This window comes from Streptomyces cyaneofuscatus (genome assembly GCF_042718795.1).
Classification (GTDB): Bacteria; Actinomycetota; Actinomycetes; order Streptomycetales; family Streptomycetaceae; genus Streptomyces; species Streptomyces cyaneofuscatus_A.
This window is the reverse complement of the sequence record NZ_JBHXOX010000044.1, coordinates 35227-50331: the sequence shown is the minus strand read 5'-3', so window position 1 is coordinate 50331 and position 15105 is coordinate 35227. Positions and strand designations below refer to the sequence as shown.

Here is a 15105-nt window from a genome sequence, read left to right as displayed (position 1 = left end):
GCCAGGATGGTGGAGTACAACCTGATCGAGCCGGAGCACGCGAACTGGCGGGCGGGACACCGCGCGGCGGTCGCGTACCGGAAGCGGGAGGGTGATCTCGCCGTCCCCTACAACTGGATTGAAGGCGGAGACGAGCGAGGTGAGGGCGGGTTCCCGCTGGGGCGGTGGCTGTCCGACCAGCGCCGCTCCATGCGGGCCGGGACGATGCTGCCCGAGCGGGCCGAGGACCTGGAAGCACTGGGCGTTGTGTGGGACCCGGCGGACGCGGCGTGGGAGGAGAACCTCGGCGCGGCCCGTGCGTACTTCGAGGCGTACGGGACGCTCGCGGCCCCGGTCACGGCGATGATCATGGACCGCCCGGTGGGGCAGTGGCTGGCCAACGCCCGCAAGAAGAACGGGCTCGGCAAGGACCCGCAGCGGGCGCAGCGGCGGGCGGCGGCGCTGGCCGCGATCGATCCGGACTGGAACCCGGACTGGCCCGTCGACTGGCAGCGGCACTGCGCCGCTCTGAAGGGTGCTGTGGCCCCGGGGAGCGTGCTCGCGTACGTGGAGCCAGGGGCGATGGTGAACGGGCTCGACGTGGGCACGTGGCTGGCCGCCCAGCGGGATGGGTGGGGGCGGCTGTCCGCAGGGCAGCGCGAGCGCCTGGTGCAGCTCGGCGTCCGGCCGCCGGAGAAGCCGGCCGCCGTCGGGGCGAAGGCGCGGCCGCGGCGGGCGGGCGGTACCCGGGCGGGGGCGTTCGAGCGGGGGCTCGCCGCGCTCGCCCAGTACACGGAGCGGGAGGGGACGGTGGTGGTGGCGCGGTCCTGGTCGGAGGAGTTGCCCGACGGGACGTCGGTGCGGCTCGGGGTGTGGCTGTCGAATGTGAAGAGCCGGCGGGCGGCGCTGACCGGTGAGCAGCTTGGGCGGCTGGCCGCTCTGGGGCTGGAGTGGGCGGAGGCGGAGGTGGCGTGAGCGGCGACGGCTTCGGGGAGGCGCGGGTCCGTACGGCGGCCGCCGGGCATGCTCGGCGGGATCGGCAGCTCACCGGACGCCGACTGAATCGGGCTGACGCCGGAGCGGGGCCGCGTGTCAGGGCCCCGCTCTCTCCTGACGGCATGTCAGGAATTGCGCATCGTACTGGCATGCGAGTGGGATCCCGAACCCGGCCCGACCACCGGGTCGGACACCTGCTCGCCGCCGCAGCACCGGCCGCCAACCACGCCCTCCGGCGGCGGTGGAGCGGCGACAGGACCCCGAGCGCACGGGTGCTCGGGGTCCTTCGCTGTCCGGGGCCAGCGGGGCCGCTCCCGCGGTGAGCTAAGCCGTGGCCCGGGTGGGTTAGGGGGTCGGCGGCTTGAGCCGGGGGGGGCTGGACGCGGGCTTTCAGCACTTCAGTTCCCACCGCGCGGGTGAGGACTGCGGGCGGGTGAGCTGAACCATCTGACTTGGTTGCTGACGGACTTTGAAGATGCGCTCATGGTCAAGTCCGTTTGCAGCGGGTGGGGGGTGTAGCAGGCGGGGGTGGATCAACCATCTGACTTGGTCTGTGACGGACTTTGAAGAATGTGCGGCGTGTCCAGCCCTTTCGGCTTGGCTGGCCCGGGATGATCAGCGCATGAACGTGGAGTTGCCCGGGGTGCAGTGGGATGAGTTGTGGCTGCCGTTGCGGCCGTACGCGACGAACTGGCTGCAGGAGGGGATCCGGTGGGAGCGGCGGCCGGTAGCGATGACGCGTCGGTACGTGGAGGCGAATCCGTCGGCGGTGAGCAATCTTCTCGTCGTGGACGTGGACCATTCCGACGCGGTGTTGCGGGCGCTTTCGTCCGTAGGGTCGCACCCGCTGCCCAACGCGGTCGTGGAGAACCCGGCGAATGGGCATGCTCATGCGGTGTGGGCTCTGGCGGAAGCGGTGACGCGGACCGAGTACGCCCGGCGCAAGCCACTGGCCTACGCTGCCGCTGTCACCGAGGGCCTGCGCCGCGCGCTGGACGGCGATGCGGCGTACTCGGGGCTGATGACGAAGAATCCGCTGCACGGGGACTGGAGCACCGAGTGGCTCCACGGCGGACTGCACACGCTCGGCGGCCTGGAGGAGGCGCTGAGCGGCCACATGCCGCCCACGCGCTGGCGGGAGACCAAGCGGTTCCGCACCAGCATCACAGGGCTGGGGCGCAACTGCTCGATCTTCGAGACGGCCCGGACCTGGGCGTATCGCGAGGTACGCCACCACTTCGGCAGCCCCGACACCCTCCACACCGCCATCCACACGGAAGTGCACACCCGGAACGCCGAGTTCACGGAGCCGCTGCCGACATCTGAGGCCCGTGCGATCGCCAACAGCATCCACCGGTGGATCACGACGCGCTCCAGAATGTGGAAGGACGGTGCGGCGGTCTACGAGGCCACCTTCGTCGCGATCCAGTCCGCCCGCGGCAAGAAGAGCGGCCAGGCACGCGCTGTCCGCCGGGACGAGCGCACCGAAGCCATGCTCGAGTACATGAGGGGGAAGCCGTGACGCAGGGACCCAGGCGTGAACGTCGCACCGCGACCGCCCGTGAGCTCGCGGACCGGTTCGGAGTGTCCGAGCGGACGGTGCAGCGCATGATCGCCGAGGAACGCACGGCGTACGAGGGCCGATCCCGGCAGCGACGGGACCAGATCGTCGAACTGCACCGGAAGGGGCTGAGGGGGTACGAGATTGCGCGCGAGCTGAATGTGTCCAGCGGTCTGGTGTCCACCCGGCTCAAGGAAGCCCGCTTGGCCGGTGTCGACCTCACCCGCTACGCCGTTGCCGGTGAGCCCAGCGGGCAGGGCCGTGCGTAGCGGGCCGGCCGGGTCAACTCTCGGGGCGCTCCCTCGCCTGCGCTGGCTCAGATGCCGTCGGCTCCAGCGCGTACACCTCGTAGGGGACGGTTCCGGTCTCGGTGTCTCGGTCGGATGTCCCGATGCGGGTGAACCCAGCTTTGGCCAGGACGCGGCCGGAGGCGGGGTTGTCGGGGTGGTGCATGGCCTCCAGCCGGGTCAGGCCGGCGGTGGTGAAGGCGACGGTGACGACCCGGTGGGCGGCGTGGGTGGCGTAGCCGTTGCCCCAGCTGTCGTCCCGGAGGATGTAGCTGATGGTGCCCATGACCGGGGTGCGGCGGCGCAGGGAGATCAGGCCGATCAGGTCGTCCTCGTGGAGGATGCCCCAGCTCCACTGTGCCCGCGGGGTTTCGGCGGCTCGGGTGAGGGCCGCGCGGATCTTCTCGTGGGCCTGGTCGAGGGTGAGGGGCTGGCCGGTGGTGTGCCGGATCGAGGCGGCGCTGTAGATGCGAGTGAGGGCGGCCGCGTCATCGAGGGCCAGGGGGCGCAGGGTCACCATGCGGTGGTCAGCTCCTTCGCGGTGGGCCGGTCGGCGGGGTCGGGGGCCAGGCACGCGGTGATGGCGTCCTCGAACGCGGGGAAGGGCCAGGGCCGGACGTCGCGCAGCGCGGTGGTGGTGCCCCGGGCGATGGCGGCCAGCTTGTCCAGCCGGTCGAGGTCGTCGTCGTAGGCGACGGGGCGCTGGCCGGTCCAGCACCAGAACAGGGTGGCGCCCAGGCTCCAGATGTCGGCGGCCGGCTGTGCCTGGATGTGGGTGTCGGCGGGGGTGTCGAGGATCTGTGCGGCGAGTTCGGGGGCGGTGGTGTGGGTGAGGGCGCCCCGGTAGGGGACGCGGCGGCCGTCGCCGGGGCCGCAGGCGAGGGCGTAGTCGATGATCTCCGCGTGGCCGGCGTTCGTGACGAGGGTGTTGGTCGGTTGGACGTCGGCGTGGGCCCACCCGGCGGAGTGCATGAGGGCGAGGTGCTCCGTGAAGGTGCGGGCGATGCCCGCGAGCCAGGGGCGGACCGAGGCGCGGTCTCCTTCCGGGCCGCGGGCGAGGGCGAGAGCCCGCCACAGGGGCACGCCATCGATCCAGTTGACGGCCAGCCACCGGCCTCCGTCCCATGTCCCGGCGCTCACCCGGTAGTCGGTGCTGACGGCGCCGGCGGCGGTGAGGCGACGGAGGTGGTCGTCCTCCTGGGCCATCTCGGCGGCCTTGTCGCGGGCGGTCTCGCCTTCGGGGCTGTTGGCCTTCAGCGCGACGGCGCCCTTGGGCCCCTGGACCTTCCAGGCCCGGGAGCCGCGCCGGTTGCTCAGGACCTGGACGGCGGTGGGCTCGCCGGTGTGTCCGGTGAGGAGGGCGACGGCTTCGCCGGGGGGAGTAGGTGCCTGGCCCATGTGCGGATCTCCGTCCACTCGGTGGGGATGTGCTGAAAGACGTCGCGGCCGTCGTCGTCGGCCGCGGCGAGCGCGGCGGCCAGGTCGGGGGTCGCGCTCAGGAAGCGGGGGTCGCGGCGACGGACGGCGGCCCTCACGGGAAGGAACGAGGCGGGGGCGGCCGGGATCCGGTCGCCGGCCGTGGTGACTTCCTCTTCTCCCGCGTAGAACTTGCCGACCATCACCCCGACCGGCCCGTAGAGGTTCTTCAGTACCCAGTGCGGCCAGGCGAGCAGGTCGCGGTGCCGGGTGTGGGGCACGTCGCCCAGCAGGACGATGTTCTCGCACCGCAGGGCGCCGTGCGGCCGGTTCAGCAAGGGCCGCAGCCACTCCGCGGCCTGGACGCCCGCGTGGAAGAGCTCCGCCTGGACGGCGTCGGCGTCGCCGTCGGCGCGGTAGACCGTCCAGGACGTCAGACCCCTCTGGAGGGAAGGGGCCAAGTAGGGGCAGTGGGCGGTCATCCGGCGTGCGTAGCCGCCGATGTCCACGGACCTGGGCCGGGTGGTGCTGGCCTCAACGAGGCGCAGCGCCCCGGCGGTGGGCCGGGGCGCTGCGCTGGTGCGGCCGGTCGTCACCGGCGGGCGGTCTCCGCCCGGTCCGGGGCGACGTCGTCGCCGTCGCCGCCGGCGGGGCCGCAGTCCCACTCCGAGACCACGGTGCCGGTCTCCCGGTAGCGGGCGACGGCGGCCTGGTCGACGTTGCCCTGGGCGTCGGTGAACCAGATCTCCGGCAGCGGCCCGTACGCCGCCTCGTACGCGGCGACCCAGGCGATCGGGCCGTGGCCGTTGTTCGCGACGTGACGGATCGGCTGCCCGGCGGTCTCCAGGCACAGGGCCTCGTAGCCGGGGGTGCCGAGCAGGTCGTGCCACGCCTTGTCCACGGCCGGGGAGAACATCTCGGGTGCGGACTGGCCGGTGCGGAAGCGCTGGCCGGTGATGGTCAGGAACCGTCCCAGTTCGGTGGTTGCGGTACTCACGGTGGTGCCCCTCTCGGTGTCGAGTGGTGCTCCCCCGGCCCGGGTTGGGCCAGGGGATGGTGCCGTGCACCGCGCACCCGGGGATCGTGTTCCGTCCGGGCGCGCGGTGGTCTCAGGGGGCCGTGACGGCCTGGGGTGTGACGCTCGCGAGGCGATCCAGGCGCTCGTACAGGGCGCGGACGAGCCGGGCCCGGTCCCGGGCGCAGCGGACGGTGCCCTCCGCCGGGACGGGCAGGCGGCGGTCGGCTTCCTCGAGGACGACGTCGGCCAGGGCGCGGGCGGCGTGGTCTTCGGGCAGCAGGTCGGCGGCGCGACGGACGTCGGCGGCGACGGCGCGAGCGGCGCCGGTGAGCAGCAGGGCGATCTGCTGGAGGTCCGCAGGCGGCAAGCCGGGGTTGCCGGTCCACCCCAGCACGGCCTTGACCAAAGCCTTGTGGAGCTCCCGGTCGAGGGGGAGTTCCGCGTCGAGGCGCCCCTCGGGGTCGTAGAGGGCCAAGTGTGTGCTGCTCATCGGGGCCTCGCCGGGTCGTGGATCGCGGGCGGCACGGTCTCGTTCGTCGGCCATCGACCGCATCCCGACCGTACGAGCGGACCCGATGCGGTAGGACTGACCGTGAGTACGGGTTTCGGCGCGCAGGGCGACCGGGGAGCAGGCCGGTATGGGCAGGCCCAGGCGAACATCAGCAGGCGTGGTGAGCGGGTTCGTGCTGCGCCTGGTCCGCGAGTCGATCCCGTGCACGCAGGCCGCCCTGGCGGAGGCCCTGGGCGTGGATGTGGAGACGCTCCAGGGCTGAGAATCGGGGCGGCGTCCACTGGCGAACATGCGGGCCGGGGCGCTGCTGGAGCTGCGCAGGCGGCTGCCGTCGCTCGGCGGCGACGTGGCGCTGGTGCCGTGGCTGGACGCGGCGATGGACGCGGACCGGGTCATCGCCGCCGGACTGGACGGCGACGGCAAAGTCGGCGGGCCGCACCCGCTGGCCGGGTGGGTGCACACCCGGGACACCGCGCACATGCTGGCCTGGGCACTGAACGGCACCGTCCCGCCCGCGCTCGCCGGGCGGTTACCCCGGCCGAGGCGTGGTCCGGTCGCCGTCGCCCCACAGCTGGCGGCCACGGACCGGGCGGTGTTCTTCGACCACCTGCGGGACACGACCGAGGCGGCGGCCCGACAGGGCGAGGGCGGGGTGCTGCTGCACCGCCAGGCGCTCTACCTCGCCTCGTACGACCGGGGGCCGGACGCGGCCGCGTGGACCGCGGACACCCTTCACCGGCGCCGTGACGTGCTGGCACGGCGGGGCTGGTCCCCACACTGGGCGGAGGCCCGCTCCACCGCCACCGCGCTCGCCCGGCTCGGAGACCCGCAGCCGCTGCTGGACTTCATCGACCGCGCCCTGGCCGACGACGACACCGCGGAGGCCGCGAACCTGAACTACTGGGCGCTGTGGCTCGGGGCGCTGCCCGTTCCGCAGCCCAACGACGCGTTCATGCAGGACCGGGACCTGACCGGCTGGGATCCGGTGACCCTGCTGCGGGGCCTTGCCCGCGGCCTGCACCTCGCGCCCGGCTACGTCGACCTGTACGCGCACTCGCTGTGGGCGCTGCTGACCGCGTTCCCGTGGCTTTCCCAGGCCGCCGGGCCCCTCTCGGACCCACTACGCGAGCAGGCCGGCCAACTCTTGGACGGGACGGCGCTGTCGGCGAGATCGCGGCGCGAACTGGCCCACGTCCACTACGTTTTCGATCACAACCGCTGACACCGGAGGACCGCATGGCCGACGACACTTACAAGGGCACCGCGAGCTTCATCTCCGAGATGGGCGTGCTCAAGCGCGTCGCACGGACCGGCTGGTGGTTCACCGGCAACAAGCAGCCGGAGTCCGTGGCGGAGCACTCCTTCCGTGTCGGGGTGATCGGCTCGGTGCTCGCCATGATGGAGGGCGTCGACCCGGCCCGGGTCGCCCTGATGTGCCTCTTCCACGACAGCCAGGAGACGCGGGTCGGGGACATCCCGCACATCGGCCGGAAGTACATCAAGGCCGCCCCAAACGGCGAGGTGACCGCCGACCAGGTCGCCAACGCCCACCCGGCCGTGCGCACCGGGGTTCAGGGCGCGGTCGACGAGTACGAGGCCGCCGAAACGCCGGAGGCGATCGTCGCCCGCGACGCCGACAAGCTGGAATGTCTGGTCCAGGCGGTGGAGTACCGGGAGCAGGGCTACAGCCTCACCCAGAACTGGATCGACACCAGCCTCGCCTCGCTCAAGACCCCGTCCGCGAAAGCGCTCGCCGATGCCGCGCTGAGCATAGACTCGCTCCAGTGGCAGAAGAACTTCCTGCGCTGATCAGTTCCAAACGATCGCTGGGGCCCACCCGCCTGCACGGGGTGAGCCCCAGATCGATTGGCGCCTCACCCAGCGCACCGTCGGCAACCCTGGAAGCGGGACAGACAGCTCAGGAAGCAGTGAGCGTCGTGACGGGCCTGAAGGCCGATCGCGAACCCCGGCGCCCCGGCATTCTTGCCGTCACCGGTCCCTCCTCCCCCTCCAGGGCCTGTTCCCCCATCTGTGCTCCCTTGTCGCGGCGCAGCACCGCCTGGGCGTACAGGCACTCCAGTTCACTGGCCTGGGCGCGCAGGCTGTCAGGTGTCGAGCCCGGATAGTCCTGGAGGATCTTCCACCCGCTGTACCAGTGGGCGCTGTCGACGCGCGCGGGAAGGACCAGGGCGGCGGCTTCGAAGGCGGCGAGTTCGGCGAAGCTGCCCTGTCTCTCCCTTGAGAGGGAGGCCAGCCAGATTTTCAGTGCCGCAGCTTTGCGGGGGCGGTCGCTGAATCGCGCGCTGAGCTTGCGGAGGCGTCTGGTGTGCTGGTGCAGGAGGAACGTGCCGAGCTGCGTAGCCAGAGCGCGGGCACGGGCGGCCTCGCCAGGCGTCAGGTATCGGCCCAGTTCGGTGAGTTCCCGGTCCCGGAGGTCTTCGAAGGGCGTGGTGTGCACGGCCCGTATTCTGCTTCGTCTATCGCGACTGCAGGCGACGCCACGCCCCTGCACAGGCGCCGTTCCTGCACGGGCTGAAGGCGCGGCTGTGCGAGGACGTCGACTAACTGGACAGCTACCTGCCGCCGCAGGTGGCGGCGATGGCCCGCAAGGTGGCCGAGGTTCTGGAAGTGCCGGAGCTGGCGACGACGTCGTAAGCTTGTCGTTTAACTCGGTCGGTCCGGATGCGCGTGCCGCGTCGGGCTTTATGGCCTGGTCCGGAACGTTCGGTAGGGATCGGAAGTTGAGGACATCGTGATCACTGGGATGGACCACGTAGTCCTCGCGCAAGGGCCGGCCTCCGCCACGGTGGAGCGGTTTCTCGGGTCGTGGCTCAGTCGCTGGCCCGACCTCCGGTGTGCGTCCGCTGAGGACGACTCCGATGGGATGTTCTCGCCGTGGGTTTCCCGCCAGGTCGGGACATCCGCTGACCGCAACGGTCTCCTCATCGCTCGTGACGAGGAGATGGAAGCGAACTGGGACGCGTCCGGCTACGCTCTCGACGAGCGTGGCGAGGGCCCCCTGGCTCTCTACTACGATCCGGCGGGCTGGCAGTCGCTCACGATGGTCCCCCGGAAAGATCCGTACGGCCGCGTCGGCTTCCACTACGAGCCATACGACATCACGGTCGTAGGAGCGGGGCTGTATCTCTTCACCCTGGTCACTCCCGGAGACAGCGCCTTCACCCGCACCGCGCTGGACACGCTGCTACTTTCCGCCGGCCCGACCGCGCTTCATCAATGACCTGGGAGTTCGGCCAGCAGTCATCGTTCAGTCGCTGACACGCCTGGGCTTGGTTCCCTGCTTGTGATGAGCGGGCCGAGAGTACGGTTCGCCGGTCTTGAGGACTCGCCCAACGTCCCTGACCGCAGCTGGTCTGCGGTTCTTCAAACCGGGTGGGCGCCCAGGGCCGGCTTTGGTGGGTTTGGGCGCACCGGCTGGAGAGCCCACCGCTGTGCGGAGGTTCCTGAACCCCCGCCGTACCCGAGCCGGGGTGAGCTTGTTCGGCGGGGCCGGGCGTTCCCAGGGGCGCCGGAGGTCCGCGGCCAGGCCGCGGACGAGCCGTAGTTGGGTATGGGCTGCGATGACGAGCCAGGTCCACCGGTCAGCGGCTTCGGGACTGCGGAGCTTCGGGCGGGTCCAGCCGAGCGTCTGCTTGATCATCCGGAAGGTGTGCTCCAGGTCGAACCGGCGGAGGAAGGCGTGCCAGAGCCGATCCACGTCGCCGGCGTCCGCATCGGTGCCGGACCACCACAGCCAGACCGGCTTGGGCTCACCGCCTGTTGGCAGGCGATCGACTTTCAGCCGGATCACAGTTCCCTCGATGATGGGGAGTTCAGCGTCGTGGGAGAGCCAGGCCGCGCGGCGGGTGAGTCTCGGGTGGAACCGGTCGAAGGCGGTGGCCACCGCGGTGCCGTACCGCGAGGTCTCGGTGGTCGTCCGGACGTCGGGCTCACCCCAGGTGTCGGGCTGCCCGAAGACGAACTCACCGCCGTGCTTCGGCGGCCGGCCTCCTTTTGGTGCGTAGACCCTGGGCGGAGTCGGCCGGCGCATCACCCGATCCGACCGCAACCGCCCCAGCAGCTCAAGTGGCAGGTCGGCCAGGAGGAACGACAGTCGCTGAACGTCATAACCGGCGTCGAGGACGAGGAGGATGTCCGGGTCGCCGGCTTTCCACTGCCCGGCCGACATCAGTCGCTCGACGACTTCGCGGACCTGGACGGTGGTGACCGCGGCGGCGTCGGCTCCGGGTTCCAGCCGGACGGCGTCCAGCAGCGCGGTCCACGAGGTGCGGCCCACCTCCAGCGCTGCGATGACCGAGTACGGCCAGCCTGGGATCATCTTGTGCTCGTTCTTCCCGCGCCCGTAGGTGTGACAGAAGGAGCGGTCCGGTGAGGTGTTCGCGTCCGGCCGCAGCCACGGGCTGACATCCGCCGCCAGCACCAGGCGCCCGTCCACGGCCCGCGGCAACGGCAGGCCAGCTACCGTCCGGCGCAGCCGCTCGAAGTCGATGCGTCCGCGGTTGAGGCCGGCATACAAAGCACCGTGCCCGCGGCGGTGTTCGGGCGCCAGGGCCAGGCCGACCAGAGTCCGGACCGGACCGTCGGTACACAGCACTGCGTCGGTGAGTTCGAACAGCGCGTCCGCGCGACCGGTCAGACAGTCGTGGAAGTCGGTCCGGAACTGGGACAACGCGGCTAACGATCCGACATGGCCAGCGGGATCCAGAAGACTCACTCCTTGTGGCCTCAGTGGTGATCACGAACGTCTCATGATCACTCGAGGGCCATCCACCTGTCCCGCGAAGGCCAAAACCCGAGGTCGGCTCGATGCACTGACCACGGGTGAACGTTAAACGACAAGCTAATGTCGGAGCCGTGCTGTTGGTGAACAGCACGGCTCGGCGGTCGTCGGCTCAGGCGATGGCGTGGTCCACCAGGGCCCACATCCGGGACAGTTCGCCGGTCGTGATGGCCGTGCCCGGGTCTTCCGCGAGAAGCCGTGCCGCCCCGGTGATCAGGGAGGCGACCGCCACGATTCGGATCTGCTGGTCGGGGGTGAGCCACCGCGCGTCCTGGACCGCGCACGGCACGGCCACCAGCGCGCTGCGGGTCTCTTCATCGATGCCGCCCGTGCCGTCGACCATCACGCCGTTGGATTCCATGCGGTCGCAGTCCTGCGGGTCCAGGGAGGCCGTCGCCGTCTCGATCGTCTCCGGCAGGTCCCTGAGAAGCCAGGTGCCGACCGGGCCGGGGGCAGACGCCTGGGGCAGGGAGCGGACCCATTCCGCCGCGCGGCGGCCGGCTGCTGCTGCCGCGGCGAGGGCTTCCTCCTCGCCGTCCCACGGCGCGTAGGGAACATCGTCGGTGGGCCCGGCGGGCAGGTGCGTGATCGTCACGCCGGGCTACCGACTTATCTCCTCTTAGGTCACCGTGCGCCCGCCGTCTCCTCCGGGCCGGGGTCGCGCAGCGGGTTGGGGTGGGGGCAGTCCCAGCACCGCACCGTTTCGGGGAGGTTCTCGAATCGTGTGCCGGAGACGCCGAAGGAGCCGTCGATGCGGAAGCCTCCGCAGTTCTGGCACGGGGTGGCGTGGAAGGGCTTGTCGCAGCGGAAGCAGGTGCCTTCCGCGCTGGTGGGGTCAAGGCGGGTAACTCGGGTGTCTGCGCTGCCGCATCGGACGCAGAACACCTCCTGGGTTGTCTCCATGGTTCTGGTGTAAAGCAGGTTCGGCGCTTCATTCCCCCTGCTCCGGTCCGGCGGTGTCGCAGGCGGTCGCGGAACGCGTGACCGGCGGGGAGCTCCACTGTTGTTGAACCGTGCGAACCCGACCGGGCCCCGGGGGTGTCGTGGCGGCCCCCGGGGCCCGTGGTGTTTCGGTCGTTCGGTCAGGCGGCGGGGTCGTCCGGGTCGGTGAGCCAGGTGACGACGTCGGCGTCGGTCATCCGGATCGCCTGTGTCTCGTCGACCTCGCCGTGCTGGATGACGTGGAAGTGGCCCTGCTGGGGGTGGCGCTGCTTGGGGGCGGGGCCGGCGTCCGGGGCGAGGACCTGCCAGGTGTCGGCCGTGAACCGCGCCAGGATCACCGTGGCGAACAGTTCGCGGGCCGCGCCCTTGAGGACGGTGGCCTGGGGGCGTCCGTCGAAGATGACGTGGACGCGGGCCGCGCGCCCGACCCAGAGCGCTTCCTCAAGGGCGGCGATGGCCGGTGACGTCTTCGGGTCGTCCTTCTGCCGGAAGGTCTCCCAGTAGCGGGCGAGGCGGGGCAACGTGGTGTTCGCTTCGTCGATGGCGACGATCAGGCGGGGCACGGTGTCCAGGTCGCCGTCGAGGTCGAGGCGGCGCTCCAGCTCGGTGGCGAGGTGGACCAGGGCGTCGTGGATGCCGGCGATGTTGCCGCGGTGAGTGACCGTGGGCAGGGCCTTCGCCCACAGGTGGGAGATCCGCTTGGTGTCCAGGACCAGTGCGTGGGCGCCCTGGTGGAGGAACTGGGCGGTGAGGGAGCGCAGCATGGTGGTGCTGCCGCCGCCGGCGGCGGTGCAGACCAGGACGTGCGGGGATTCGCCGTCCAGGTCGACAGCGATGGCCTGTCCGGTGGTGCTGATGCCGATGAGGGCGGTTCCCTCGGGCATGGCCTCTATCTGCTCGCGCAGGTCGGGGTCGGCGAAGCTGAGCATCGTGAGGAGCGCGGTCTTCTTCATGGCGGGGGTGTTCCTGTTCTGTGTGGTGCCGGGGAGAGCCGGGGGTTCTTCCGGGTCCTGGGGATCGTGTCGGTGAAAGCGGACAGGTCCGGATCGAGGGGCGGGTCAGTCGAGGTCGGTGGGGGAGCGGGGCCGGTTGCGGCACCACTTCTTGAGGTCGTGGACGCTGTAGAGGAGTTCGGTACCGCGCTTGGCGGCCGGGGTGGGGAAGGTCGGGTCGTTGGCGCGGGCGAAGCGCAGCGCGGCCAGGGTGATGCCGGGCAGGTGGTGCTCGGCGGCCTGGCGCAGTCCCACCGCCTGGTCGTCGTCACCAGGTGGCGCCGGCGACGTCGTCGCCGGGACGGTGACGACGTCGGCGGCCGGGGCCGGGTCGGGGGCGATCGGCGGCAGTACCGTGTCGCTGCTCCAGGCGTCGGGGGGCGGGGAGTCGGCGAGGGGGGCGGGTTTGTGGAGCACGGGCAGGCCCGGCTGTTCGGGGAGGCCCGGGTGTTGCGGTTCGGCCGTGGTCGTCTTGCCGGTGCTGGCCCACTCGTGGGCTTCGGCCTCGGTGAAGAACAGCACCTGCGTCTCGGTGGCACTGCCGCCTGTGACGACCTGGGCGCGCCCGGCGTGCTTGGTGGACTTCGGCGCGGGGTGGACCTCGGGGGCGAGCATCCGCCAGGCGTTGACGCTGTAGCGGGCGAGGATGCGGGTGGAGAACTGCTCGCGGACCTCCGGGCCCCCCAGGGCGCGGGCGGTGGCCGACTGGGCGACCAGGAGGACATGCATGCGCAACTGGCGGCCCATGTAGAGGATCTCGTTCAGCGCGTCGACGGCCGGGAAGACCTTCGGGTCGCCGGACTCGCGGATCTTCTCCCAGTAGCGGGCCAGCTGCTTCATCGTCGCGTTGACCTCTTCGAGGAGGATCAACAACCGCGGGCCGATGTCCTTCGGATCGGCACCGATACCGAGCTCGTCGGCGACCCGCGTACGGCGCCGGCCTTCCCTGCCCAGCGCGATGAGCTGGTCGTGGATGTCGGCGACGTCGGCGCAGTAGGTGACGCCGGGCAGGCCGCGCGCCCAGAGGTGGGAGATCCGCTTGGTGTCCAGGACGAAGACGCGTGAGCCGTGGTGGAGCATCTGGCACGCGATGCACCGCAGGATCACCGACTTCCCCCCGCCGGTGGAGGCGTTGACGAGGATGTGCGGGGATTCGGCGTCCAGGTCGACGGAGACGATCCGCCCTCCGGCCCCGAACCCGATGACCGGGGCGGACTCCTTCGCCCTGGCGACCAGGCCCCGCATCTTCGGGTCCTTGAAGAGGGACAGGGCCGGGGGCTTGCGGGTCTTCTTCACCAGCACGTACGGCTTGCGGCCCTCCGGGTGCCAGGAGAACGTCACGCCCTGGAGGGCGAGCTTCTGCGTGATGAGGTCGGCCACCACGTCGCGGGAGAACCCGAGCCGGGTGGGCAGATCGACACGGATCTGCGCGTCGTCGTCGGAGAAGTTCTTCGGGACGTGGAGGTAGCGGCGCGGGTCGGTCTGCTCCGCCAGCCCGAGCGGCTGATGCAGGGCCTCGTGCAGCGGGCCCACCCACTCACGCATCAGCTCCCGGCGCTCCCGGGTCAGGACCACGTACGCCGCGGTGCCCACCGTCAGGACGGAGGCCGCGCCGATCCCGGCGGGCTCCAGCGCGGCGAGCGCCGCCTCCCGGTTCTCCCACAGCTCCGTGAGCTCCCGCAGGGTTTCGCGGGTGGCGTCCAGGTCCCGGGTGGTCAGGTAGCCGCTCTCCGCGACACCGCCACCGAGAGCGAGGCGGAAGGACAACCGGCGCCACCCAGGCTTGTACGAGCGGCGGCGGACCTTGCCCTCCACCGTCGGCAGGACCCGGGTGCCTGAGCGCCAGAACGTCGCGTCCGTACGGCGGACCCCGTCCAGGTCCCGGCCGGCCAGTACCCGGGCGATCCCGCGCGCGAGGGAATCGGCGGACTCATCCACCTGCTTGTCGAACTTCGTCCGTGCCATGGCCGTGCCCTTTCGGTGTGCGTCCCGGCACCTCACACCCGGAAGCGGACACCGAACGTAAAAGCGTTGGCCTGTGCATAAGTTCTGGCGGTCGGCGGGCCCTGAGCTGCGGACCTGTGGACGCCTTCGCGGCAGAAACCCGTGCGGGCTCCACTTGGGCGGCACGGTGAGGTGGCACCGGTGCGCGCTCGTACGATGAGCTCCGTGACCACTCGCCGCACCCCTGGCACAGGACCCCAGGTCCCCGCGCCCAGCAGCATCCGCGCGGCTGAGGCCGACATCCTCGATGCGCTCCCCGGCATACGCCTGCCGGACCTTCACGAACTGCGGGAGCGCGGCGTCGTCGGGTCCCCTCTCCCTCGCCCCCTGGGCACCCGTCGGGCCCTCGGGGCCGGTGCTCTGACCGAGGAAGACGCAGAGACTTCTGGCTGATTGATCTGCAGGAATCGGGGCCGGTTTCAAAAACCGGCCCCTCAATGAGGCGGGTCGGGGTGAGCCCCGGCGAGGACTTGGCCCTGCCTGGTTGACGAGCCCTTGCGCGTTCCAACCGGACCGAGCGGAAGGAAGCCGGACCGTCTCTCCGCTGGAAAGGCACCTCCCCACCACGGCAGACCGCGCTCCAACGAGCGGCGCCGTG

The 15105-nt window shown here is 71.2% G+C and carries 18 protein-coding genes; 7 read left to right on the top strand and 11 right to left on the bottom strand.

Going from position 1 to position 15105, the window contains the following annotated elements:
* From ACFWRT_RS35170 to ACFWRT_RS35160, 3 genes are all read left to right on the top strand, one after another.
* A partial coding sequence (locus ACFWRT_RS35170; protein WP_381121413.1) for a helicase associated domain-containing protein occupies positions 1–954 on the top strand: 954 nt, incomplete at its 5' end.
* A 643-nt stretch (positions 955–1597) separates the two neighbouring features.
* Entirely contained in the window at positions 1598–2497 is a 900-nt protein-coding gene (locus ACFWRT_RS35165) for a replication initiation protein (RefSeq protein WP_380955003.1), read from the top strand.
* A complete protein-coding gene (locus ACFWRT_RS35160) occupies positions 2494–2805 on the top strand; it encodes a hypothetical protein (RefSeq protein WP_380955001.1) in 312 nt (103 codons plus the stop codon). Before ACFWRT_RS35165 ends, ACFWRT_RS35160 begins: the two co-directional genes overlap by 4 nt.
* Positions 2806–2818: 13 nt before the next feature.
* Here ACFWRT_RS35160 and ACFWRT_RS35155 read toward each other — a convergent pair whose 3' ends face one another.
* From ACFWRT_RS35155 to ACFWRT_RS35135, 5 genes are all read right to left on the bottom strand, one after another.
* A complete protein-coding gene (locus ACFWRT_RS35155; RefSeq protein WP_380954999.1) occupies positions 2819–3343 on the bottom strand; it encodes a GNAT family N-acetyltransferase in 525 nt (174 codons plus the stop codon).
* Complete coding sequence (locus ACFWRT_RS35150; RefSeq protein ID WP_380954997.1) at positions 3337–4221, bottom strand: protein kinase domain-containing protein; 885 nt, start codon at positions 4219–4221, stop codon at positions 3337–3339. The genes ACFWRT_RS35155 and ACFWRT_RS35150 overlap by 7 nt, the downstream gene beginning before the upstream one ends.
* On the bottom strand, positions 4137–4835 hold the full coding sequence (locus ACFWRT_RS35145; protein WP_380954995.1) for a DUF6875 domain-containing protein: 699 nt from the start codon (positions 4833–4835) through the stop codon (positions 4137–4139). The genes ACFWRT_RS35150 and ACFWRT_RS35145 overlap by 85 nt, the downstream gene beginning before the upstream one ends.
* On the bottom strand, positions 4832–5236 hold the full coding sequence (locus tag ACFWRT_RS35140; protein WP_380954993.1) for a hypothetical protein: 405 nt from the start codon (positions 5234–5236) through the stop codon (positions 4832–4834). Before ACFWRT_RS35140 ends, ACFWRT_RS35145 begins: the two co-directional genes overlap by 4 nt.
* A gap of 112 nt (positions 5237–5348) precedes the next feature.
* Positions 5349–5747, bottom strand: a complete 399-nt coding sequence (locus ACFWRT_RS35135) for a DUF6415 family natural product biosynthesis protein (protein WP_380954991.1) — start codon at positions 5745–5747, stop codon at positions 5349–5351.
* A 178-nt stretch (positions 5748–5925) separates the two neighbouring features.
* On the opposite strand from ACFWRT_RS35135, the gene ACFWRT_RS37665 reads away from it, so the two are divergent.
* Genes ACFWRT_RS37665 through ACFWRT_RS35125 form a run of 3 tightly spaced genes read left to right on the top strand, consistent with a single transcriptional unit; the run spans position 5926 to position 7577 of the window.
* Complete coding sequence (locus tag ACFWRT_RS37665; RefSeq protein ID WP_463288403.1) at positions 5926–6030, top strand: helix-turn-helix domain-containing protein; 105 nt, start codon at positions 5926–5928, stop codon at positions 6028–6030.
* A gap of 27 nt (positions 6031–6057) precedes the next feature.
* Positions 6058–6990 (top strand): XRE family transcriptional regulator, encoded by a 933-nt coding sequence (locus tag ACFWRT_RS35130; RefSeq protein ID WP_380954989.1) that lies wholly within the window; start codon positions 6058–6060, stop codon positions 6988–6990.
* 14 nt (positions 6991–7004) lie between these two features.
* A complete protein-coding gene (locus tag ACFWRT_RS35125; protein WP_380954987.1) occupies positions 7005–7577 on the top strand; it encodes an HD domain-containing protein in 573 nt (190 codons plus the stop codon).
* A gap of 109 nt (positions 7578–7686) precedes the next feature.
* Here the strand turns inward: ACFWRT_RS35125 and ACFWRT_RS35120 are convergent, their stop codons facing one another.
* Positions 7687–8226: a hypothetical protein gene (locus ACFWRT_RS35120; protein WP_380954986.1), complete on the bottom strand. Its 540-nt coding sequence runs from the start codon at positions 8224–8226 to the stop codon at positions 7687–7689.
* Between the two features lie 306 nt (positions 8227–8532).
* Between ACFWRT_RS35120 and ACFWRT_RS35115 the strand changes: the two genes are divergently transcribed.
* Entirely contained in the window at positions 8533–9009 is a 477-nt protein-coding gene (locus ACFWRT_RS35115) for a hypothetical protein (protein ID WP_380954984.1), read from the top strand.
* A gap of 27 nt (positions 9010–9036) precedes the next feature.
* Here the strand turns inward: ACFWRT_RS35115 and ACFWRT_RS35110 are convergent, their stop codons facing one another.
* The 5 genes from ACFWRT_RS35110 to ACFWRT_RS35090 all read right to left on the bottom strand — a co-directional run bounded on the left by ACFWRT_RS35110 (position 9037) and on the right by ACFWRT_RS35090 (position 14468).
* Positions 9037–10503 carry an NF041680 family putative transposase gene (locus tag ACFWRT_RS35110; RefSeq protein WP_380954983.1) on the bottom strand — a complete coding sequence of 489 codons (1467 nt, stop codon included), beginning with the start codon at positions 10501–10503 and terminating at the stop codon, positions 9037–9039.
* A gap of 178 nt (positions 10504–10681) precedes the next feature.
* Entirely contained in the window at positions 10682–11164 is a 483-nt protein-coding gene (locus ACFWRT_RS35105; protein ID WP_380954982.1) for a hypothetical protein, read from the bottom strand.
* 29 nt (positions 11165–11193) lie between these two features.
* On the bottom strand, positions 11194–11472 hold the full coding sequence (locus ACFWRT_RS35100; RefSeq protein WP_030594074.1) for a hypothetical protein: 279 nt from the start codon (positions 11470–11472) through the stop codon (positions 11194–11196).
* A gap of 179 nt (positions 11473–11651) precedes the next feature.
* Positions 11652–12464, bottom strand: coding sequence for a P-loop NTPase family protein (locus ACFWRT_RS35095; RefSeq protein WP_380954980.1), 813 nt, complete (start codon positions 12462–12464; stop codon positions 11652–11654).
* Between the two features lie 105 nt (positions 12465–12569).
* On the bottom strand, positions 12570–14468 hold the full coding sequence (locus tag ACFWRT_RS35090; RefSeq protein WP_380954979.1) for a P-loop NTPase family protein: 1899 nt from the start codon (positions 14466–14468) through the stop codon (positions 12570–12572).
* Positions 14469–15105: the final 637 nt, after the last annotated feature.